This is a genomic window from Nitrosospira sp. Nsp13 (assembly GCF_900101945.1).
GTDB classification, from domain to species: Bacteria; Pseudomonadota; Gammaproteobacteria; order Burkholderiales; family Nitrosomonadaceae; genus Nitrosospira; species Nitrosospira multiformis_D.
Map to the genome: position 1 here is coordinate 16136 of NZ_FMVD01000017.1, position 22456 is coordinate 38591.

The 22456-nt window shown below is 48.2% G+C and carries 21 protein-coding genes; 10 read left to right on the top strand and 11 right to left on the bottom strand.

The annotated features are described in order from the left end of the window. Positions 1-177 precede the first annotated feature (177 nt). Together BLO43_RS14635 and BLO43_RS14640 are read right to left on the bottom strand one after the other, a co-directional pair. Positions 178-1319, bottom strand: a protein-coding gene (locus BLO43_RS14635; protein ID WP_090907706.1) for an IS3 family transposase whose coding sequence is annotated in 2 segments (ribosomal slippage) — positions 178-1067 and positions 1067-1319 — 1143 coding nt in all. Because the reading frame shifts where the segments join, the coding sequence is not laid out codon by codon here. Positions 1320-1467: 148 nt separating this feature from the next. Next, on the bottom strand, positions 1468-2772 hold the full coding sequence (locus tag BLO43_RS14640; RefSeq protein ID WP_254773499.1) for an esterase-like activity of phytase family protein: 1305 nt from the start codon (positions 2770-2772) through the stop codon (positions 1468-1470). Positions 2773-3312: 540 nt separating this feature from the next. Between BLO43_RS14640 and BLO43_RS14645 the strand changes: the two genes are divergently transcribed. Both BLO43_RS14645 and BLO43_RS14650 read left to right on the top strand, forming a co-directional pair. After that, positions 3313-4071: a bestrophin-like domain gene (locus BLO43_RS14645; RefSeq protein ID WP_074632832.1), complete on the top strand. Its 759-nt coding sequence runs from the start codon at positions 3313-3315 to the stop codon at positions 4069-4071. Positions 4072-4348: 277 nt separating this feature from the next. Beyond that, entirely contained in the window at positions 4349-4648 is a 300-nt protein-coding gene (locus BLO43_RS14650) for a hypothetical protein (RefSeq protein WP_090907708.1), read from the top strand. Between the two features lie 591 nt (positions 4649-5239). On the opposite strand, the gene BLO43_RS14660 is transcribed toward BLO43_RS14650, so the two are convergent. From BLO43_RS14660 to BLO43_RS14675, 4 genes are all read right to left on the bottom strand, one after another. Continuing rightward, entirely contained in the window at positions 5240-5650 is a 411-nt protein-coding gene (locus BLO43_RS14660; RefSeq protein ID WP_074632837.1) for a hypothetical protein, read from the bottom strand. 687 nt (positions 5651-6337) lie between these two features. Beyond that, positions 6338-6550, bottom strand: a complete 213-nt coding sequence (locus BLO43_RS14665) for a hypothetical protein (RefSeq protein WP_090907710.1) — start codon at positions 6548-6550, stop codon at positions 6338-6340. Positions 6551-6983: 433 nt separating this feature from the next. Continuing rightward, positions 6984-7667, bottom strand: a complete 684-nt coding sequence (locus tag BLO43_RS14670) for a zinc metallopeptidase (protein ID WP_090907711.1) — start codon at positions 7665-7667, stop codon at positions 6984-6986. Between the two features lie 262 nt (positions 7668-7929). Further along, a complete protein-coding gene (locus tag BLO43_RS14675; RefSeq protein ID WP_175443984.1) occupies positions 7930-8586 on the bottom strand; it encodes an Npun_F0296 family exosortase-dependent surface protein in 657 nt (218 codons plus the stop codon). 557 nt (positions 8587-9143) lie between these two features. Between BLO43_RS14675 and BLO43_RS14680 the strand changes: the two genes are divergently transcribed. The 5 genes from BLO43_RS14680 to BLO43_RS14705 all read left to right on the top strand — a co-directional run bounded on the left by BLO43_RS14680 (position 9144) and on the right by BLO43_RS14705 (position 13415). Further along, entirely contained in the window at positions 9144-10040 is an 897-nt protein-coding gene (locus tag BLO43_RS14680) for a hypothetical protein (protein WP_090907713.1), read from the top strand. A 293-nt stretch (positions 10041-10333) separates the two neighbouring features. Beyond that, on the top strand, positions 10334-10813 hold the full coding sequence (locus BLO43_RS14685) for a pyridoxamine 5'-phosphate oxidase family protein (protein WP_090907714.1): 480 nt from the start codon (positions 10334-10336) through the stop codon (positions 10811-10813). Between the two features lie 156 nt (positions 10814-10969). Further along, on the top strand, positions 10970-11275 hold the full coding sequence (locus BLO43_RS14690; protein WP_090907715.1) for a hypothetical protein: 306 nt from the start codon (positions 10970-10972) through the stop codon (positions 11273-11275). A gap of 647 nt (positions 11276-11922) precedes the next feature. Next, positions 11923-12321 carry a response regulator gene (locus BLO43_RS14695; protein ID WP_090907716.1) on the top strand — a complete coding sequence of 133 codons (399 nt, stop codon included), beginning with the start codon at positions 11923-11925 and terminating at the stop codon, positions 12319-12321. 728 nt (positions 12322-13049) lie between these two features. Further along, positions 13050-13415, top strand: coding sequence for a hypothetical protein (locus BLO43_RS14705; RefSeq protein ID WP_139149294.1), 366 nt, complete (start codon positions 13050-13052; stop codon positions 13413-13415). Between the two features lie 1216 nt (positions 13416-14631). Here the strand turns inward: BLO43_RS14705 and BLO43_RS14710 are convergent. Genes BLO43_RS14710 through BLO43_RS14720 form a run of 3 tightly spaced genes read right to left on the bottom strand, consistent with a single transcriptional unit; the run spans position 14632 to position 16188 of the window. Next, on the bottom strand, positions 14632-15297 hold the full coding sequence (locus tag BLO43_RS14710; protein ID WP_081346740.1) for a LuxR C-terminal-related transcriptional regulator: 666 nt from the start codon (positions 15295-15297) through the stop codon (positions 14632-14634). Between the two features lie 27 nt (positions 15298-15324). Then, positions 15325-15807, bottom strand: coding sequence for a response regulator transcription factor (locus tag BLO43_RS14715; protein WP_074632855.1), 483 nt, complete (start codon positions 15805-15807; stop codon positions 15325-15327). A 60-nt stretch (positions 15808-15867) separates the two neighbouring features. Beyond that, a complete protein-coding gene (locus BLO43_RS14720; RefSeq protein ID WP_074632858.1) occupies positions 15868-16188 on the bottom strand; it encodes a helix-turn-helix domain-containing protein in 321 nt (106 codons plus the stop codon). Positions 16189-16620: 432 nt separating this feature from the next. Here BLO43_RS14720 and epsA point away from each other — a divergent pair, with 432 nt between their 5' ends. Then, positions 16621-17520, top strand: a complete 900-nt coding sequence (epsA, locus tag BLO43_RS14725) for an XrtB/PEP-CTERM-associated transcriptional regulator EpsA (RefSeq protein ID WP_254773497.1) — start codon at positions 16621-16623, stop codon at positions 17518-17520. Between the two features lie 266 nt (positions 17521-17786). Here the strand turns inward: epsA and BLO43_RS16540 are convergent, their stop codons facing one another. Together BLO43_RS16540 and BLO43_RS14735 are read right to left on the bottom strand one after the other, a co-directional pair. Then, complete coding sequence (locus BLO43_RS16540) at positions 17787-18893, bottom strand: hypothetical protein (protein ID WP_139149295.1); 1107 nt, start codon at positions 18891-18893, stop codon at positions 17787-17789. A gap of 108 nt (positions 18894-19001) precedes the next feature. Continuing rightward, positions 19002-19967, bottom strand: coding sequence for a polysaccharide pyruvyl transferase family protein (locus tag BLO43_RS14735; protein WP_090907720.1), 966 nt, complete (start codon positions 19965-19967; stop codon positions 19002-19004). Between the two features lie 588 nt (positions 19968-20555). Between BLO43_RS14735 and BLO43_RS14740 the strand changes: the two genes are divergently transcribed. Both BLO43_RS14740 and BLO43_RS14745 read left to right on the top strand, forming a co-directional pair. Next, complete coding sequence (locus BLO43_RS14740; RefSeq protein WP_175443985.1) at positions 20556-21539, top strand: glycosyltransferase family 2 protein; 984 nt, start codon at positions 20556-20558, stop codon at positions 21537-21539. 238 nt (positions 21540-21777) lie between these two features. Beyond that, on the top strand, positions 21778-22083 hold the full coding sequence (locus BLO43_RS14745; protein WP_090907722.1) for a hypothetical protein: 306 nt from the start codon (positions 21778-21780) through the stop codon (positions 22081-22083). Positions 22084-22456 lie beyond the last annotated feature (373 nt).

A 22456-nucleotide genomic window follows, 5' to 3' on the forward strand; every position in this document is an offset into this window, starting at 1 on the left:
CTCCTGTACTACTATTGGATGACAGAATAGCTATCATTAAATGTAGGATTATTTGAAGAACAATACAAGAATGACGCCGCCGTCGCTCAAGCGAGAACGGTTCACGGCACCTGACCTGCCCCCTTCATTAGCTTCATGAGATAGTAGAATCCGATTCTTGGTGACCTGCCCCCAAAATCAGCACCGGTCTAAAATGGAAAATTCCGGCTCCGTCAGCCTACCGGGTAAGGGACTCTCCCTTGCCTGGCGGGCGAATTCCGCTGGTGTTGCCCACTGCAATGCAGAGTGGGGACGAGTCTCATTATAGTACTGTCGCCAGTCATCGATCTTGCGCCTGGCATCCTCTAAAGACAAAAACCAATGTGCGTTGAGGCACTCCTGCCGCAGGCGGCCATTGAAGCTTTCCACCTTGGCATTGTCTGTCGGCTTGCCGGGACGGCTGAAGTCAAGTTCGATGCCGCGCTTGTACGCCCATTTATCCATGACCTTGGAAATGAATTCGCTCCCGTTATCAACTTTGATAATGGCAGGTAACCCCCGCTTCGTGGCAATACGGTTGAGCGTATTCACGACATCCTGTCCTTTCAGGCTCTGGCCGACCTCGATGGCTAGACTCTCGCGCGTATAGTTGTCCACGACGGTCAAAGCACGAAGGCGCCTGCCATCGAACAGTGCATCGGCCACGAAATCCATGCTCGAGATCTGATTCATTGCCGTAACAAAGTGTTTGGGCTGGCGCAGTCGCGCCGACTTGTTGCGCTTGGGACGCTTAAACCGTAGTGACAGCCCTTCCTCCCGATACAACCGGTAAACCTGCTTGTGATTGTCTCTAAAGCCTTCCCGCTTGAGCAGAACATGCACACGCCGATAGCCATAATGCGCCCTTGCCGCGGAAATCTCCTTGATGCGCATAAGCAGCACGGACGAATCCCGGGCGCGTGACTGATACCTATATACTGAACTCGACATCGTCAGCAGCCTGCAGGTCTGTCTCAAACTGGCACGGTAACGGTCACGCAACTCATCGATCAGAATGCGCTTGCGAAAAGGCTTCAAAGCTTTTTTGACAATACGTCCTGCAGCATGATTTTGTCCAGACTCAAGTCGGCGACCAGTCGCTTCAATTTGCTGTTCTCTTCTTCCAGTTGACGCAACCGCCGTAATTCCGGAGGGCCCAGCCCACCGTACTTCTTCTTCCAGTTGTAAAATGTCGCATCGCTGATACCCAGCTTCCTGCAGACCTCTTCAACCGGCGTGCCAAGCTCGGCCTGCTTCAGCGCAAATGCAATTTGCTGCTCCGTATACTTGCTTCTCTTCACGTCATGACTCCTTTCATCAAGGTTAAATCATGCCGGAAATTCTACTTTTAAATGAGGCCGTTTTGTGGGGTAGGGTCACCTCTATCAAACCGGGTAACCCCGCCTTTGGCAAGGTCCTGCTGTCAGATTAAATCACAACTACTACAATTTAATTAGTTGAGATTACCCTGCGACGAGCTACTGCACCTACCAAGCCAAGACCTGCCAACAGCATGGCGTAAGTTTCCGGTTCTGGAACTGCCGCTACTGTTTGGGGAAGATACACAGATCCCCCAAGATCGGCGTCCTTGAAACCGATTACGAAAAACTTGTTGTCGCCTGCAACAGAGGTAAAATCATTGTCGTTAGCCAAAACAAGAGTGTGAAAAGTGTTCGCGCCAACAGTTACATCGTCACCAAAGGCCACACCTTCCAACTTGGACGGGATATTTGCATCAGTGATGCCATTTGCGTTGAGCAACGCCCTGATATCAAGAAACAAGCTGCTTGCCGGATGTCCCTGGTTGGCTAAAAGATTTGCTTCGCCACTCATACCCGTTATGTCAGTGGCACCCGCCAGATCGACCTTCCACAATTGCTTTATCGCCGCATTTGAACCATCGCCCAGTCCTTTGCCGTCCCGTTCCAGAACAAGGAATTCATGATTGTTAATGGCGAGGATTTCACTGCTATTGAAGTTCTTGCTGCCAATCTGATTGTCATATGCGAACTCTTGAGTGGCGCCGGACGCCACATCTATTTTGACGATGCGGTTGGCCCTGCCGCCGTCACCGCCATCCTGCGCCAACGGACTTTGCATGAAGCCATACAAAGTAGTGCCATCCGGGGAAATTGCAAGACCTTCCATACCCTTGTTGGCTACCCGACCTGAGGTATTTCCGCTGATTTCCAGGGCGCCTTGTGAGTTCAGGTTGCCCACGGCCAAATTACCCGGCAACACAAAGGACTTCATGCGTTCGCCCGTCTGACGCTCAAACTGATACACATAGGGACCATATTCATCCGATATAAACACGCTTTTACCATCGTTTGAAACACGAATGCCTTCAGGATCGAGACGCCCGTTACTTGGGTTGAGCGAGTTGCCTGGTCCAAAATTATCCGAACGACCACTGAAATAATTAATTGCTGTAGTGTTCAATGCGGGGGCGCCGCCAGTTGCGTAGGTCAATGGAGTGGTGCTTGAAAGCAAGGTGGTATTGTTTAAACTGGTGGTAACCGTGAGGGGCAGCGAACCCGAACCCGCCGAGTAGCTTAAACTGATCGTGTTAAAACGGGAAATAAAGGAGGTAGTGTTATCCACAGAGCTCCCACCCGCATAAGCGAGAGCATTCGGACCTCTGTCCGGTAACGCCAAGAACGTATTGTTGCCCGCATAAGCCAGCCCTGAGCCCATACCCCCAAGAAGATTGGCAGCGATCCCATTTTCCAGTGAGCCAGTCAAGCCCGACATATCGCTCGCGGCACTCGAAAAACTGCCGATACCAAGCAGTATTGGCGTTGCGTTTGCGGCCGGAGCTACTAGTAAGGACGCCAAAAGCGCCGGCAGAATTTTTTTGAATTGCGGTGTGCGTCTATCACTATAAGCTCCGTTGAAATTAAATAATCAGGTCGTTTGATTGACCGAGGGTGCCCGACTGCATTGGATCGTCGCATAGCCATATGACAAAAATAAGAGAAACTGATTGGTTCGAACGGTTCATAGATAGCCACTCAAGATAGCCTGGAAGATACCTGGGTGTTGAGCACGGTCGGCGCAGTCGGTAATGTCAGAAATTGCAACGGGCCACCGCCCGTAATCCCACTCACCACTTCGATCTGCTGCGTGGGAGCACTGTTCTTGTCTGTGTCTGCTTGCCTGTCCACAGCACAGAATCAGCGATTGACTAAGGTTGACAGGGCCTCATATACTCAGGCCGCTACTTCTCGAATTTGTTATCGTTTCCCCTCGGCAGATTATGAAAACTGAAACCATTCAGCGGGCGAAATTGCCGTGAGTTCGATAACTATCGCATTGGTCGCTTTTGTCTGTATTTTTGGCGGGACGCTGTTCGGCTTTTTCCTGAGGAGTGCCCTTCCCCCACACCACGTGAACGAGGAATCAAAGGAGGCCGTAAAGATGGGGGCTGGCCTCGTGGCAACGATGGCGGCCTTGGTTCTCGGCTTGCTGGTCAGCTCGTCAAAAAATACGCTTGACGAGATGAATACCGGAATTGTCAATTTGGGGGCAAAGGTCATCCTGCTTGACCGCGTCCTGGCGAGCTATGGGCCGGAGACGAAGGATGTCCGAGACATGATTCGCAACACGCTCGACAACACAATACGATATATCTGGCCCGAGGAACATACCACGCAACGCATTGATGTCATTGTAAAATCGACCACTCTGGAGAAAATTCACGCCAGTATCAGCAATCTCCAGCCACAAACTGACACTCAGCGCAGGATTCAATCGGAGGCGATGCAGCTCAGCAACGATCTGGCCCTACTACGCTGGACGTTGATCGAGCAAAGGCATAAATCGATTTCCGCAATATTGCTTGTAGTGCTGTGCTCGTGGCTTGCCATGCTCTTTACCAGCTTTGGCATGTTCGCTCCCCGCAACCCAACAGTCATTACTGTTTTGGGGATTGCCGCGCTATCGGTCTCCTGTGCGCTTTTCATTATTGTGGAGATGAATAACCCGCTGGAGGGGATCATCAGGGTTTCCAGTGTTCCGTTGCACAGTGCAATGGGTTTTCTCGGCAAATAACTGGGAAGGGCTAAATGCCAAAGGTGGATTCCAGTTAAAAACCTCTTCCGGGCACTCTGTCAAAATGGACCGAGAAAAAAATCGTCGTACACGCGCTTGCCGAAATTCTCAACAATCCGTGCCGGTGCGTGTCACCGTCACCCCAGCTTGTCGTTTTTAAAACGATCTGCAGTTTTCAATCACCATCAAGACTAAAAGTTTCTCGCAAATAGGTCTTGACCATTAATTGCTCATGTGAATAATTGGCATATACCAGCCGGTCAATAAGGAGAAGAAAATGAAAATTACCATACCTGACGTCAATTTCTCAGACCTTCGTTTAAAGCGGGATTCTTCAACTGACGGGAATATTGAATTTGATTGGTCTCTTATTGAGGACATCTGCGACGCCAGCGGAATCGATATTTCAGAATTCCGGAATGAGGATGAAGACAATGTTTGCCATCTTATTCACCAGTGGTACTCTGAGCATCGGACTCGCGGCGGCAGACCCGATCCTGTAATGGAAGATATTCTCGTTGAGGAAAAACTCGAAGAGATTTTCGGAAGCTTCAGTCATAAGCCGGGCAATACCTAGCTAGCGAGCAATTTCTTACCCTCGCCGTTATATTCTTCATCGCATTTTTTGCATTCATTATGATTGCTCCCACAGCAAGTAATCCGGATATTCCTGGCCATGACTGAGCTCGCAATAGCCTATCCGCCATTCACATATGAGTTCCTTGACCCTCTGATGCAGTCCGGCCATTTGTAAATACGTTTATCCACCGCCTGTACCTCGCATCATTCACGATAGGATCGGATTTACACTTGCGCTGTTTTGATACGGTTTATGGACTCACTGCTTGCCGATAAGCAGATCGGCACGCCATAAACAGGAGTGGATTGCGGCGCAATAAAAAACCCCACCAAAGCGGGGTTTGTGAAACCTGATTGTCGGCCTGGCAACGCTGCCCAGATTTACACGCTTGCCAGCTGCTCCTGAATGGCAATTTCCGCCATGAGCGATGTCAACGATGCTCATGCCACTGTGGCCGAAATGATTAGACCCTGGAAATTATAAGCTCGATGCACCCCTCGACAAGGCCTTTCCGAGAACTTTTGACTATTTCTGTTCGCCTTATAGCTTTCCTGATCGCAGCTCTGATTTAAGGAAAAAACTTATATACTATTTCTCGGTTTTTATGGGTTTTATGCTCATCGTTTCTTCCATTTTCCGGAATTTAGACGCGGCCTCGGTGGTACGATTTCTCAGCTTGGATAAACTAGCACGAGTCAAGCACTCCACCTTATACATGCTATAGCCACACTTGTCGCCATCATGCTTGGCAACGTCGGTCAAAAGGTATGCAAGAAATTTTGGGCCGTGTCGGGTATTTGCCGTACAAAGACCTTGAGCAACTCCATGTGCACTGGTACCGCAATCATATACAGGTTGAATCTCACAGTTGAGGTTCTTCTCCCCTACACAAAAATACATGGGCGAGCCGGCCGATGCTTGACCAATCCATCCGTAAACTCCTATAACAATTAAAGCGTTAGTTAAAATATGAAGTGCCTTTAAAAATTTCTTATTCAATTTCTTCCTCCAAGTTAATTAAATTCACCATCAAAATTTTTCATAAAAACGATTTAACTCACCTCAAACCATAGTATAGAAGTTAATCATAAACTGTGCGCCCAAACTTGAGCAGGAACAGGTAAACCCACTATTTTTATAGCTCTAATGGTACGTCAGCATATTAGCGTCAATGCCCGCTCCAGCGGAATTTGAGCGCGGCGCTGATTTAAATAGAAGTCGAGTAGAAAAAAAATTGACCAACCACCAACTCTGGGTTGGCTACAAAAACCTGCCCCGAATGGGGGGGAGGAACATTGACCCGTCAGTCTGCGTAGGGGTTGAGATTCCATCGGATAGGTAGCCTTGCCGGAAAATAGGCAGCAGGGAAACGAGGAGGATAGATTTTTCGAAAGTAGCTAGGGCCATAACACCTGGGCTTACGGTGTTATGTAGCTGATCTTATCAGCTATGGGGAAGTAGAAAGAACGATGCAGGAGCAGGACGTTGCAGTTAAGTATTCCGCTCTGAATCACCGAGGCTCGATCCACACGGTCGCGGGATCAAGCCTTCCGGCAATGTAAGCGCCCAGGGGCGCGAGTTGGCACATGGACGAAACATACATCAGTATCAAGGGCCATTGGAAAACATCTATACCAAACCGTCGACAAAACGGGACACCCTGCTGTTTCGTCCTACTGCCAAGTTTTACGCCATGGCCCTGGGAGTAATTTTCCTGTCGCGGCGAGGCATGAAGCTGAAAATACCGGGATGAGCGTACGCTATGTAAGTGGCCGCCAGGATGCATAACTCTAAAATAACCACGTCCGTATTAAATTCATTCAAGATGAGGGCGGGAACAGCCCACAGGAGAGCGAGAATCACGGGAATGAAACCATAAACTTTAGGAAGGGTTTTCATGAAAGATGCTCCTAGATACTATTTAGTAAATATCCCACTACTCTTGCAAGTAGTTCAATATATCAGACTTGATAGTTCACAATAAGTTCACAAATAAGGGACATATTTTTCACAGTTCCTTAAATTGAAATTTGGTTCTTGTCCTCTAAAACAATGTTGCGGGTATCGCCGCCCTGCCCCATCTGAAGTTCCGGCAGGAAGAAGAATTGCAATATATTTCGTACCATTCCGCTGCAAGCGGTCTACCTGTTTGTGGAAGAATTGGGATGTGGCTGATTTTGCTGGTGGACTTTCCGGCCCCACTCGCTACCGTATCGAGACCTGGAACAAGACAATACAGCCATTGGGGATTGAAGGACGACCTCTTAGCAGACTCATCGTTGCCAGGTTTATAAGTACAAACGACACGCTGATTCGTTGATGAGCTAGATCATCAGCGGCGCAGGATGGCCACCCAGCGTGCAATATTGAGTAGTGTCATCAAAGAAGCCGCAACATAAGTCCAGGCTGCGGCATTGAGCAAGCGCCGGGCATGCGGCATGTCTCCCTCGATCAGATAGCGCCCACGCTCCAGAATGGGCAAGGCACGAGCAAAACTGGCATTCATTTCCATCGGAAGGGTTAGCGCATGCACCAGCGCCGCGCTGCCGAGGGTCAACATGCCACCGACAACGAATAGTAATCCTGCCGCGGGAGAACGCAAAACCGTCATGATCACCGGGGCCAGCATCAGAATACCGGCACCCAGTTTCTCCGCGGGTGCAGCCCATTGCACCAGCGTAGTCCGCAGGGCAAGTGGCGGATAGTTATCCCGATCCTGGATCGCGTGGCCGACTTCATGCGCTGCAACTGCGATAGCGGTCAGTGAGCGGCCGTTGAATTTATCCGATGCAAGCCGGACCATTTTTGCTGATGGATCATAATGATCGCCCAGCTTGGTTTCTTCCACCCCCACGTGCTGCAAATTAGCCTCATTCAGCAGATTTCGAGCGAGTTGTGCGCCTGTGAAGGAATAGCGATCTGCCGGTTCACTATATTTCTCCATGGTATGTTTGACCCAGTATGAAGGTCCAATAACGATAAGAAGGATTAAACAGATCAATACCAGATAAAGCATGGCAGAAAATACCGTTAAGAAACGAGTGTAATCAGAACAGCGAGGAACGATCTATCGACACCTCGGGCTGATCATACGCTTTATGCAAACGTTTGATCCATCATGGACCAGATAATTCCTGACTTCGAATGCGTAATACCGGACGGAATAATTCGCTCAGATTCTGGTAGACGAGAGGATCGCGTTGCAATAAAAAACCCCGCCAAAGCGGGGTTTGAGAAACCTGATTGTCGAGAAAAGGCTCGTTAAATACCGTCTCTGATTATTGAGTCCGGCGACGCCGGACAGCTATGCCTCCCAGCAAGCCAAGACATAGAAGAGCAAGGGTGCCGGGTTCAGGCACGGTGCTCTGAGGAAGGTCGGTAGGATTACGCGACAGTGCCACATTATCGAACTCAAACGCCCATCCTGTACTCGACGCAATCACCTTGTCAAAAGCGACGGAAGAATTAATGTTCACATAGAGCGTGCCGCTCGCCCCCTGATCGCCATTGGCCAGGCTATTGACATCAAGGCCGGAAAAATTAAACAGCAAGTTACTGCCATCATAGAAGGATAGTGTGTTGTAACTGTCAACCGAGCCCCACAACAAGCCAAAATAGTCATTATACTCACCCAATTGGAATACGACTTCTCCAATGCCAGTGGTCAGGTATTGGGTCTCGTCCGGACCATCGGCCTGAGAGTTGCCAAATGGTGCCCCATTGCCACCTGAAATGAACGGTGCGGCATATTGCCCCGAAACGTTTGGAAGAGCAGCTGTGCCAGCTCCTGTACCGCTGAATGCCACGGTGACACCGTGGCCTGCGGCACCGCCCGTAGCTGAAAGGGCATCAAAATTCAGATATACCCCTGCACCACTGGGAATACCACCCACCGAAGCGGTGATCACTGCCGCCATGCCGGCAGACGGCACCATAGCAACTCCAAGAGCAAAAACCCCTGCCATTGTATAAAACTTAATTGCCCTATTCATCACCTCAGTATTCCCCTTCTCATGTTTATTCGTTTGAAAGCTGCCTATAAGAAAAAGCGATATCCAGGCAACTTATGGGTGAGATCTTACGGGCTTGAGGAAACTCTGGATATTAGACTGAAGTGCATTGGACTAAGGTACTACAAGGCATCATTCATAAGAAATAAGCCGATACCGCAAATGTTTCTGTCATAAATAATGAGGATTTCAGCGCAAAAAAATCCCGCCAAAGCGGGGTTGAGGTGGTACATCTAAAATGCGGCTTCTCGTCCTGGCAACGCTAAATCGATTCGATTTCATCCAGAACCGATCGCCTGCTATGTTGGTCAACGTACAGAACGATTGGAGAACAGAGCGTATTAGAGATTTAGGCGGAACCTCTATAAACTGGTTAAGCTTACGGCATTGTCCCAACTGTACCTTCATATTTCCAATTTTTGCTGAAAGTACCTCGGCGGCCGCTATAAAAATCGTAAATTCCCCAGAACGAGAAATAAATTATGTCGGATCTTAAAACCGTATGGTTCGGAATGCTCACTGATGAGTCGGATGACTCAGGTACGGATAGCCCTATCGTATTAATTATCAATGTGAGGGGAGGGAGATTTGATGTTTTACACCGCACTTTTCCGGATACGGCCCAGGATGATCAGGAGCAAGGACAAGCCAATCTCTATGAAATAACAGAGGATGACTTTGAGCCGCAGGCTTTCGTCGGAGCTACGGTCGATCCTCAAGACCTGAACCCTTCTTCAATCCGTATCGGTATCCGGGGCGCTGATATGTGGCGTCCTAAAAGTGTCTTCATTTGGGGAGAGCAAAAAGATGGATTAATTATTCCACTTGCCCTTGATACTGACTTGCAGGGCCGGGTGGGTATCGAAGGTCAGTTGATGAACGTTCGCCTCAGCACGAACGCAAGTAAAGGCAAACTTTCCTTTGCTCCCACCCGCGTCCAACCAGGTGCCGCAAATACTGTAATTACGCGGTTGCTCGTAGTTATGACCACAGCGGATAAAGAGGACGCGGGTACCGATGATAAAATCGAGCTTCGGATTGTTAACAGCGATGGTCTTCTGGCTGTGAACCATGTTTTTCCGGACACATCGCAAAGCGATCTGGAAAGAGCGCAAGCAAATCTTTACTACGTGCCTGTCAACATTCCCTTTAGCAAGGTTGAGCTGAGCGCCACTTCGATCCGTTTAAGTATTCTGGGCAAGAATGCGTGGTTGCCTGCACAGTTCTTTCTCTTTGGCCTCAGCGAAGAGGAAGGCGGCCAGCCTCCGGAATTTGTGGTGCCCATAGTACATCTTCCCACTTGGCCGCTTAGTACGTTGAGCACGGAGCCAGGGGAAGGTCAGGAAACAGTTATATTACCCATTTGGAATTTCTTCTAATAGAAAATCCCCGATCCGTATACAGATGGGAGTCAGATTAGGTAGGAGGCTCTATACCGCGACTTGGAATGTTTTCCTGCTGCGACATGCAGATAAACCGATCGCAGCACGTATATCAAGACCGGGAGTGCGGTCCAGCGGATACATCCGACTGATAAGAGGTATATTACGAGGCCAAGCGGTGCTTTACGCGGACCTGAAAAGGAATCCTGAAACCCGTACTCAGGTAATCCATCGACTTGAAGTACTGCAAAAATCTGAATGTCAAACCCAGTCGATATAAAGGAATTACCATGGAAATTGATGAGCAACATAATGCCGCCCTAGCTAAGGTGGCTGAAATCATAGGCGACGCTAAATTCGCAATGTTGACTACCCTTGAAAAAGACGGGACCTTGCGTAGCCGCCCTATGGCCACCATGCAACTCGACGGCGACGGCAATCTTTGGTTTTTTACGTCCCAGTCGTCGCCAAAAATTGTGGAAGCCAAGCCGGATCAGCAAGTCAACCTCGCCTATATGCGTACAGATAAACAGGATTATCTTTCCATATCCGGTGCTGCTGAGCTGGTACATGATAGGGAAAAAATGCAGGACTTATGGTCCCCGTGGGTCAAGCCCTGGTTTCCAAAGGAGCTAGACGATCCAGATCTGGCTTTACTCAAAGTCAGCATTATGGAAGCAGAATACTGGGATGCGCCGGATAGTGCTACGGCGCGTGCAGATGCACATGCCCATAGCCATAATGCACCCTTGCCGCGGAAATCTCCTTGATGCGCATGAGCAGTATGGACGAATCACGGGCGCGTGACTTATACACCAAACTCGACATCCTCGGCAACGTGCAGTCCAACGTGCGGTAGCGTACGGTTTATATTTTATGCATCGCATAGACTTTTATTTCAGCTATCTCTATATGAAGGAACTGCCATGAAACATGTTCTGCCCTTCAGAAGCAAAACGCTTCAAACGCTAGTTCTTATCAACGCCCTAATTCTGGGGTTGACAGGTATGGTTCATGCTCAATCGAAAAATCTTAAAGATGAATACACGCAAAAACCGGTAGCAACCGAAGAAAAGCCTGCGAATAAGCCCGATACAACAAACGAAGCGAGAAAAATGGGAAAGAAACCATCCAAGCCAGAGTCCGATAAGGACACCGCGAACTATAAAGGTGCTCAGCCGCCTCAAGGCGGTCGATTAGGGCAAGGTCCAGACCATCCCCATCCCCAGTAAGCCCCGGTAGTGGGGGTGCTCCCCGCTGGCGATCACGCAGGACAAGTTCGCTGCGCGGATGGGTTATGCGAATATCGGGTTTATAAATTTCTTCCCCGACGGGTAGTTTCGTGAGTTCGAGATCAGGCTGCAGAATCTGTTAGGGGGTAAGCTACGGCCTGTTAACACTTATTTCGCACCCGCGACGGCGACGGATTTCATCCAGCACGAGGCATGAGCCGCGCGGCGGAGCAGGCCTCTGTAAGCGGCGAGTAACGAAGGGCTGGATGAAATCCGTCCCGTCCCTTCGGGTTGCTACACAAAAAAAACGGAGGCCGCGTTGCAAAGCTTGGCCATAGGTCTACTATGGCCTGCGCTTCGCGCCTTGCCTCCGTATTTTTGTGTAGCAACGCGGGTGCGAAATAAGTGTTAACAGGCCCTAGTCAGAATCCGGGTTTTGCTTCGGACTATGCGACAAAGTCATATAACCTCTGACCTATTGCTGCAACGACTCTTCATGGGAAAAACAGGTATGTATGGGATTGCACAGTGACGATTCAAAATCAAAAGTAACATGAGTGTCATTATAGTTTGCGGTGCGTGCATCCCTGCAGTTGGGTTGCGCTCACTACAGTTTCAAATTTTCCTTAAATAGACGAGGCTTGGATATGGATAACTCAACTCTTGTACTTTCCGGAGTGAAAGTACTCGTTATTGATGACGAGCCCGAGGTTCGGGATATCATTAAACGGATACTGACTCTCTATCATGCCAATGTGATGGCTGCTGCCAATGCAGCCGCGGCTCTAGAACAGATGAAGACGCTCAGGCCCGATGTTATTTTGAGCGACATTGATATGCCGCGGATGGATGGCTATCAATTCATTCGTGAAGTGAGGAATCTGCCGGCGCATAAAGGCGGACAAACTCCAGCTGTTGCCCTCACCGCATTCAGTCGGAGAGAGGATCGAACAAATGCAATTAATGCCGGATTTCAGAAGTATCTTTCCAAGCCTGTCGACTTTGAGGAGCTAATCGACACTATTGCAAGCGTGGCCGGACAATAGTCCGAATACAGGTCATATAAGTGCTCTTTTGCCGAGCCTTGCATCAATATAAAAAATAATTCCATTACAGCAGTAAGAAGGAAAAGAGCAGACGATTCAGCGAATAGCATTGGTCACCGCGGCATCTAGTCCCGATTTCTTCATCGCTTGCGTCAAGTAGATGGCCTGAATCAAAAGTCTTTTGGAAACACAAAAAAGGCGATAGCGTTGGTTTGGCGCCGCAAGAATCCTGATTTACTCATTAATCCATCGCAGCATTTTGTTTACAAGGCCACACAATGCCTAAATATGTGTTCTATATACGAGCCGAGGAAGGCGATATCGAGCGCCTAGGAAGTATTATTGTCGATCGTCCCGATGGCGATCTTTTAGGTTCTTATAGGCATGAAGAGCCGCTGATAAATTTCCCGGAAGCCACTGTATTCTGGGCAAACGCGCTGGGATCCAGCATAGGGATAGCTCCCCTGAATCCATTACCCATAAAAAAACCCACTGGATTATAGGCGGGTCAGAAATTAAAAACCCGCGTGGCTGGCGGGTTCCGAAGTGAGCATTTCTCATTCGATGAAGTACTTTTATCAGCGCTCTCCAAGAACTACAAACAGTTTTTTAATGAATCGGACTTGTATTAATTCTTCCGCCTGCTATTCTGCAAATGTCGTTTAGTTAGAACTATCGCTGGGTACCTCCTCGGAGAGCCAGTGATAAATCTTGAGAGGGACACAAAAATGAAACCGATAATTATCATTGCTTCCTTTTGGTTGACGGTACTTATCCCGTCTACTTCTTTTTCACACGACGAATTAACTGACATTCCGTCTGCTCATCGCGAGACCGGCCATGTTTACATTGCAAACCGCACAGATGCAGAAGTCACCTTCTACCTGGAGTCGCCAAACACGATTCGAACAAAGCATCTCCTCCCTCCCCGATCGGGAGCGACGTTCAGCGGAGCAGCCGCGGATGAGTGGTTTAACATTCATATTTACACCGGTGACACTCATGTGAATTATGGCCTGGACGCAGGCAACCGATACTACATCAAGCAAAACCTGGACGGCATTCCAGACGTATACGAAATGCTCAAACACTGACATACCCTAACCGATTTTCCAACGAACCGTCCATCGCCCTTTTCCAAGTATGTCCACACTTTGTAGACCTTTTACCTGATTTCAATTAGCAACGGTTTTGCAACGGATAGCCAAGCATCCGAGATGTGCCCAGCTCGATCATGAAAACCATCGTTCCCTTATCAAGGGATTTGTGTGTTACTGTGAGAAAGCCACACTTCAATCGCGGATATTAACCGCCATGCAGTTCCTGCTTAATCGTCTTGTGTGAGGTAATCGTGTCGGACATAGTTAATGAACTCAGACAGCATGCTCTTATCTGCGCGAATGAAATTAAAAAATGGAATCCCGATGATTCTAATAAAGTAGAAAGAGCATATGGGCTGGCTGAGATGTTCGCTGGCAACCATTGTCCCACGTGTTGGGTAAAGGACGAAAAAGCGATGCTGCTGACAGTTCTAACATCCAACTTTCTAACATTTCGTACTGTTACGAAGTACTATAGATGTGGACGTTGCAAGTTCAGCTGCGTCTTCCCAAAGCAACAGCGGACTGAGACATAATCCTCCCACTCACAATACTGTTCGCGCTCAATTGCCACGCCATATCGCTTGCGTCGACGCTTTACTGTCAACCTGGCCGCCTGGTAAATACAAAAAAACGTTTTTGATTGGCATCCGCCGCAGCAGGGCGCAAATGCACCTGGCCAAGGCCGCGACGTCTAGTCGCCAACTCGACATTCGACCTCACCACAGCTCGTTACCCGGGTGCACCTTTGGCGCGCGGGAAAATTCCGGCGAAGGTAAACTGAAACGGAAGAGGCAATAAAAACCCGCCGAAGCGGGTTTGAGTGGGAGAGGAGATGAGCGCTTGATTAGCCGCAAGTTTTTTATGAGCGGTTCATTATCAAAATATTGTGGATATGTATGATATTGACACTCTTTCAACACTCTTTTCGGGCTGTGGTTGTAATCTTAGTCGTTTATTACGATATTGGTAGATCCACGATGCCTGTTTGTATCCTCCCTTGTGGTATCATCACTTCGCAAAACTATATGCTTTTGATAGATCCACAGCGCTTTCGTGGAATGCAAGCGGTGGTATGAAGGCCCCATACCACGAGCCTTATCTGGTCGTACCGCCATTGCGATACGGCAGCTTTCGGAACCCCGCATATTTCTCGTAATTTGCTTTGAAAAAGTTACGCTCACATGGCAATGCGTAAAATTGATGGTAGTTAATGCGCCACTCCTGACGAAACATGATGCGGTATCGAACCTTTCACCATTAATGCCAGCTTAAGACGATCGGCAATCTCCAGCTTACGAAAAACCTCGCTCAAATGCGCCTTGACCGTGCTTTCGGTAATGTCCAGCCGGCGCGCAATTTGTTTGTTGGAGTCACCATTTCCCACAAGTGCGGCAATTTCGTACTCCCGTCGGGTTAGATTTGCAAGCAGGTCGCTAATGGCCTGTTTCATCTTGTTCTTTTCCCTTGTGATCGCAACCAGTTCGTTCAAAAGATGCCAGCTGAGTGCCCGCCGGAGCCATAATTCTCCTCGTTGAACAGACTCAACAATAGTTTTAAGCTGCTCGGTTTCGATATCACTTCTGCAACAACCTCTAATGCCGGTTTTAAATAGATTCCATTCGATTTCGTCAGATATAAGGGAGGTCAAAATAATTATTCTGACCTCTGGATTCAGTTTCATCAAACCCGAGATGCCATCTGGTCCATTCAGTTGAGGCAACTCGTATTCAAGCAAGAGTATTTTTGGTTTTATCCGGACCAGTTCCTGCTTCACGGAATCCATGTTGGTTGAGCAGAAAACAGGGGCGCAACTACTCACAGCCTGCTCCCATTGCGACAGTTTTTCTTCCGATGAACTCGCCAGTAGTATCAAGAATGTCTCCTATTAATATTCATGAACTCAATGCAATACCTCATCCATGATTTTGCCGAGCATTTTGCGTGTCACCCAGACTTCGCCACGATCTACTACACGCACTGCCTTCAAGAAATAAGCGCGAGTCGCTTCGTGGTCCATGCAACCACGCACTCCGGTAGCCAATGCCTGCAGTATTTCCTCTTCTTTCGCGGATTCATCGGTCAACAGGACCAGCAGTGTTTCGGGATATTCGCGATACAAAGCCTCCAATAGAGCGAACCCCCCGGGAGATTCATGCAGGTGGACAAATAAAATGCGGGGTTTAAGCTGGCCAATTCGTGCAATCACATCTTCAATTTCTGTCATATCTGTACGCGGTTTGAGTCGCCGCTCGCCGGATGTCTCAAGCTCTCTCGACAAAACATTTGTGATTACCTTGATATCTTGTTCACCTTGCAAAGACTGCTCCAGGTTCGCGCGCCGCACCGAATTCGTATCGGCTATTGCCACGGTTACTTTTTTCATGTTTTCTCCTTTCTGCCGAAATACCCTCGGCGTTGTCGCAATGTTTCCAGAAAATAGATCTTAGCGAGTATTGTTGATACTGTTGTCCTGCTTCTGACGCTGGCGTCTATCGCGACGGCATGCCCGTCTATTGCCCTGACGCCGCTCTTCGAAGCCTGGCATAGCACCAAGGCTGCCAGGAGTGGCCTCTCCTTCCCCGGCAATCAACCAGTCAAGGGAAAAACCGAGCTTGGACCGGAGTTCGATAAGCCTCTTTATTTCCGGGGTAGATATGCCGGCTTCCCATTGTGAAACAGCAGCTTTGGTGACCCCGCATAATTCCCCTAACTTGCTTTGATTAAGCTTGTATTTTCGCCGCAACTGAATAAGTCTCGGTCCCATATTTATCCTATCTGTTTGACATTCATTGATTGGCAAACCTCATCGGTAAAGCCTTACTAAACTTTTTTAAAAGTTTAGTTCTTCTTTACTAATTTGTAAATAGCTTCATTTGCGAGAATGCACCCGTTATCACCCTGCGCGGATCCCAAATTAAAAAACAGCAAGCATTCCTTTAGGTATGAACAGTACTTGTACCTTGATCCAATAGGCAGCGCCAGTCATATGAGTGAGATGTCGTTCGGGGCAGCTATTTCCTTCACAGCTAATGCAAGCCCAACCGGGCCCGTACGTAACTACACGCGCGCCGGGTTTTTATAGCGTCGAATATGGGCTTTGAATTTCTGTACTTCTGCCAAGCAGGCAATGCGCAAAATCCGCCTATGTTTTATTAGGGCGCATGAGATCAAGTAAGGTAAAAATGAGGTCGATCCCATGAAAAGTAAACGGAATTACATACTCAATATAAAAAAAATGATTAAGTCAGGTGTGCATGAAAAGAATATGGGGCAGTTTCCGCAAATGAGGTTTCCTACTCTGTCTGATGAACATTTATCTCGTTACTTCCGCATCGTTGGGGAAGGTTTTGTGGTGAATAGCCATCTTGATCTTTTGAAATGGATGCAAGGAGAAATGCAGTATTACCTCCCCCATGAGATCATGCTCGCGATTTGGGGCGAAGGTGAGGAGAACAGTCTTCGCCACGACCTCGTTTCTGCACTTCCAGGCGTCCGAACCAACTATTTGCAATCTGAAGATCTTGTTGCGCTGCAGCAGAATTTATATGGATGCTGGGTCGGGTTGGGTAGAGTGCCTTTTAGACTAAATCTCGGCGAATGTATCTTCCGCCCTGATAAGCTGGCCTCACACTGTGCTTTCGGTCGAGCAATATACGGGATGCAATCCCTACTCATACACGGCATCAATGACAACCGCGGGGGCCAGGATTGCCTCTACATAATATTCAGCTCAACCGCCAGCCTCGATAACTCCGGCCTGTCCGCAATAGAGAGTCTGTTGCCCTATCTTGACACCGCACTGCGCCGGGTAGCGCCCTTGCCGTCCTCCGCGATGACAGGATTTCTGGCCAACTCGGAGAAAGATCCTGGACCCAAAGGGTCCGAAACCGAATCAAGCGAAGATCATGGGCTGAGCAAGCGCGAAGATGAAATCCTGGATTGGGTAAAGAAGGGAAAGAGCAATGCAGAAATAGGGTGTATTCTAGGGATTAGTCCCTTCACCGTGAAAAACCACATGCGGCGTATCTTCAAAAAACTTGAAGTCAATAACCGCATTCAAGCCGCCTCCAAGAGCGCCCAAGGGAGGCCAGATTGAGCAAACCACTTTTATGAATCTAACGGCTGGCAGACAGTTTTGATAAATTAAACTGTTTTCCAGGAGTTGTTAGGGCCTGTTAACACTTATTTCGCACCCGCGACGGCGACGGATTTCATCCAGTACGAGGCATGAGCCGCGCAGCGGAGCAGTCCTCCGTAAGCGGCGAGTAACGAAGGGCTGGATGAAATCCGTCCCGTCCCTTCGGGTTGCGCACAAAAAACGCGGGTGCGAAATAAGTGTTAACAGGCCCTAAATTCGTAGTATCACTTTTGAATACTTTCAATACTCTCTTCTGACCGCCGAATCAGTTTTTGTAGTGCTCTCTCAACGGGGGGGTCAAGATGCCCCACCAGTTCCCTTCGGAAATTAAGTGATAACTTTTGGTTTAGTGGTGGCAAAGCCTCAATAGCTTGAACCAGAGGTAGATCTTCCGGCATTGTGTCGAGTTTCAGATCGGGGGCATGCCAACGCAAGGTCATGCGCATTAGTACGCACTTATGGCAATAACCACAATTTCCCAGTGATGATGGATATTCCCAGCAGATGCGTAAGTGGTCCTTTATTAACGATCTCGCAACAGGGTGATTCACCAATCGCTTTACTTTTTCTGATCGAGAAACGTCATGACCCACGCTTTTGATTGAAAGTCGACTGGAAGACCAATAAGGATCGAGATCAGGGTGCGAACCCCAGGGACCCAGGTGATCTTGATCATAGCTGGATGAAATAAGCAAAGAACCAATATGCTCTTGTAGAAGGTGTCCTAAAAATGCGATTGCCCCCCCATGGGAAAACTCCCACGATAATCTCCGAAAGAGATGATGCGCTCTGAGATCTGTCTCAATCATTGTCCAGTTTTTCCCCGTTACCTCAGCCACTGAGGCCAGGGAATTGCACATCGGTGCCAGAATATCTCTTCTTTCTATTGGGATATCAAATCCGGAAGCCAGAATTAAAAGATCCGGAGCTGTATCGGCAAAGAAACAAGAGTAAAACGAATCAACTCCCAGGCTAAATGCCAAACCAATCCCTTGCCTCGGCTCACCAGGATGACTTGGTGCAAAGTCAGGGCGAATTACCCCACAATCCCACCACTCATCAACCTGATTGAGTATACGTTTTGTGTTCTCCAGCCACACCGGATCGCACGAATCCCCGACAAGACGTCTTCCCATCACCATCGTAGGCAATAGAAATGCCGAACCCAAAGCCTCAGGAGATAACACAAGTTCGGTGCGTTCACTTCGGACATGAAGGGAATTGCCATCGATTCTCGTGTGTAAATCATTGCCATGCTTTATGGACGATGGAATCGATACGGGGATATCGAGAAAACGAGCTATCCGGTCACGTAATTTTGGCTTCCACATATTTCCGTAACCTCTCTATTTTGTGGTGCCTGTCAGTCGCCGTCTGGCGTAATGGAGGCAACTCCACTGCCTTGGCCAGATAGGGGTAGAGCAGCAGCGATTTCCATACTAGCGAATGTTTTCCCGGCTCAGTAAGTTTGTGTTGCCTAATTGCACAATATCGCTGACTCCCGTCCAGGCAGCGGCATAGGAATGATTCTTACCATAAGAGTTGTTCCAGACAATATTCGGAATCTCCATCAGACAGGCCAGGATATGTGCGTGCAATCTATCGGTCGTAATGACATCAAATCTGCCAAATAGATTGACAACGTCATCAACGAGCTTCTCCGCGTACTCGACCCATAAATCCAGTTCATGGGTGAGCCGTTCAAGGTTAAAGTGCATCAAGTGTAATGCGCGCAGTAAACGACGTGCCTTTCGAATGCGGTGCTTGTTGTCACGTCCCACCAGCTCGCGCCAGTCAGTACACAGGTCAAAATCAGTCACCGTACCACCGGAGCGCTCGCTATCGTCTCTCATCAAAGCGAGATGGCGCCTTTCCGAAGGAAAGGGGCGCTGTATGGGCCATAACTGATGCGCCATGTCGGGGAGAAGATAAACGTGCCGAGACATCGAGAGTGCAAGTTCATACGAACGTTGATCTCTGACGCAAATATGGAGATCAGGGTGCTGCGAAAAGACCCTGCAACACTCATCATATGCATTCCTGGATAGAAAATGAATTGTCTGAGGGAGAATGACTATTCTGTTCTTTGGCAGTGCCCGGACCACCTTCTGGCGAGCCTGCTGCGGCCCCTCATAGAGATCACCAAGATTTCCTCCACCTTGAAACACAATCACATCATTAGGAAGTGCCCACTTTGTACGGAAGCTGAAATACACTGCTTTGATATCAATTTTTATTTGATAGCGCTCAAAGAAGCGTAATGTGCCAAACATAATTAATAAGTCTCCTATGTTTCTGTGCATAGGAATATCAAGATAGTGAACTCGATCTGTTCCGATCAGGGTGACGAGGACCTCATGTTTATCCGCCAGTGAGCGCATTACTTCGGCATGATTGTTTTTCATTGTGTATCTTTTAGCTCTTGGGTTTCGTGCCTCCGGCGCTGCGGATCATTAATGCTGGTTCGCGATTTTCCGCTACCTTGTGCCCAGGTCAAACTGCAGCGAAACATTCGTTCCGCCAGCCTCCCCACAACACATGCCTACCTTATCAAGACACATTGAATTTTCCTTGAGAGGGAAAGCAATTGATACCTGTAAAATTTTACAGCTATTGGGCCACGTAGCCGCATGATGTAATAGAGCAGCTGCCTCTAAAGCTTTGGAATGATAAAAGCGTAGTTCAAGATGCGGGCTCAGGACACCTGTCGCGATTATGTCGAAGATGTGAGCTGATGCGCATATAGCTTGTCACACCCACCGCTATCCGATCAGAGCGGAAGGATGCTCTCTTCCATTGTGGAGGCCTCAAGTTTTTCTTTTCAGACTTTTTCTCTCGGGCTCCGGTGAATTAGAATGCGGAATACAGACTTTTTCCTCGCACCCCTGAGAAAATTCGTAGGAAGGAAACTATTTTTTCGCTGGAAAACCTTATGGGCTCCCCATATATTCGCAAGGACAAATCAGACTGCGGGTCAGACAACGCTCATCTCAATGATCAGAAATGAGAAGGCCATCCTCGAGACCTTCTGCGCGCATGCTTCATCTCTATTTGATCGCGTTATTCTCATTGATCACCTCTCGTCCGATGGCACCAGGGAATATATAAAGCTTCTGTCAGAGAGATGCTCCAATATTGAGTATTACTGCTTTGATGAGCCTGGCTATTATCAGTCTGAACTGATGACCTGGACTGCAAGTCATCTTGTGGATAGGAAAATGCCGGGGTGGATATTCTTTCTCGATGCAGACGAGTTTATGCCATTTAGATCGAAGGACGAGTTTGATTGCAAGCTTTCACAGTTTAGCCAGTTTCCGGTAATCTCGATGCCGTGGCTCAATCTGGTGCCTTTGGACATGGAAAGTGGCAGGGTAATCGACGAGTTCTTTCTGAAACCTCCCAAACCTTCCCGTCATCACAAGATTGCGTACCAGCCCAGCCACATTCCCTCGGGTGATTACTTTATTGCCCAAGGGAATCACGCTCTCTTCATGGGAAACAGGTCTTCGAAAGTAAAATTGCCAGCAAAAAACAGTTTTCCGCTTTATCACTTGCCAATACGGACAAAACACCAGCTTCTGGAAAAAATTTGCTATGGAATTGATTCCTACCGGCGCATGGGTAGCGACCGGAAGAACAATAACGGCATTCATTGGAATGAGATTCATCGCATTATCGAAAACAACAGTCTTACGAATGAAATAATGGCGGGAATTGCGGCGCAATATGGCGACACTTTGTACCCACCTTATGAAAAAAGTTTTGAAGAGTTACTGAAAAATGGTTATAGCAAGATACGAATGGAGATATGTTGTTCAGAAGCCATGATTACTTTCGCTGACGTTGCCAAAAACCGCCACGACGGAACCATTGTTAAGAATACCGGCCTATCTATAGATATACTCAACGATCCGTCAACAAATCACCGGAAAATAGACTTCGATCGATCGATGGGTTCCATGCGAATGTCCGAGTAACAGACCATGGCAGTTTGAATAGTTTTGAAGAGCTGTCCTTTGAGTTCCTGAGATAATAATATGATTCTCTCAGCGCTGCAGTGGATTTAAACGACAAACCGGCTATTATAGAAGCGGATGGTTCTATTTATACCAATGAAAGGGACAATGTGGCGGGACTCCAACGCCAACCGGCATGCATCCTTTAGTAAGATTCCCGAACAGAACTCAAGATAAGTATTTATCCCCTATTTGAACTATGCCGAATTCCTCTCTAAAACCTCCTATCGAAAGCCGGAATGAAACGGATATCGCCGAGTACTTCAACCACATCCAGCGGATCTTGGGTGAGATTCCTGAAGCTGAGACGCGAGCGGATTTAGCAACTAAAGTTACTGAACTTAGCGAAGCCATTACTGCCACTCGATTTTTTGTAGCAATGAAAATCGAAGACTACATAGACCTGAATAAGCGTCTGATAAAGCTCGAGAAGAAGATCAAGAAGCAGAGCATCCGTGAAGACATGGGGGACTTGAAAAATCGCAGCAAAAATGCGACTGAGTAAGGATAGATTTTGACGATTTTGAAGGCCAATGGTTATTCTATTGGTCGAAAAGGCGGCGAATGCTTCTTTGCACACATATCGTCGTCCTGGAAGAAACAAATGATGTCCGAAAAATCAGGGAGATCATGTAAAGATGCTGTAATAAGGATCGGGTAAATTGCTTTACGCTTTACGCGTTACGGCAAACCGTGGTTGTCCTCTCTTGTTCCAGTCCCGGCCATAAGTTTCGTGATGCGGTTATCGATCGTTTTGGTCTGCTCCTGTGGTGCGTCATTTCAAGAAGCTCGGATTTAAGCTTGCTGAAATGACGCCGTGGGTGCTCTACGGTGGAAAGCCTATGACGTGCTGGATGCCATCGAGAAGTGGGCAATGG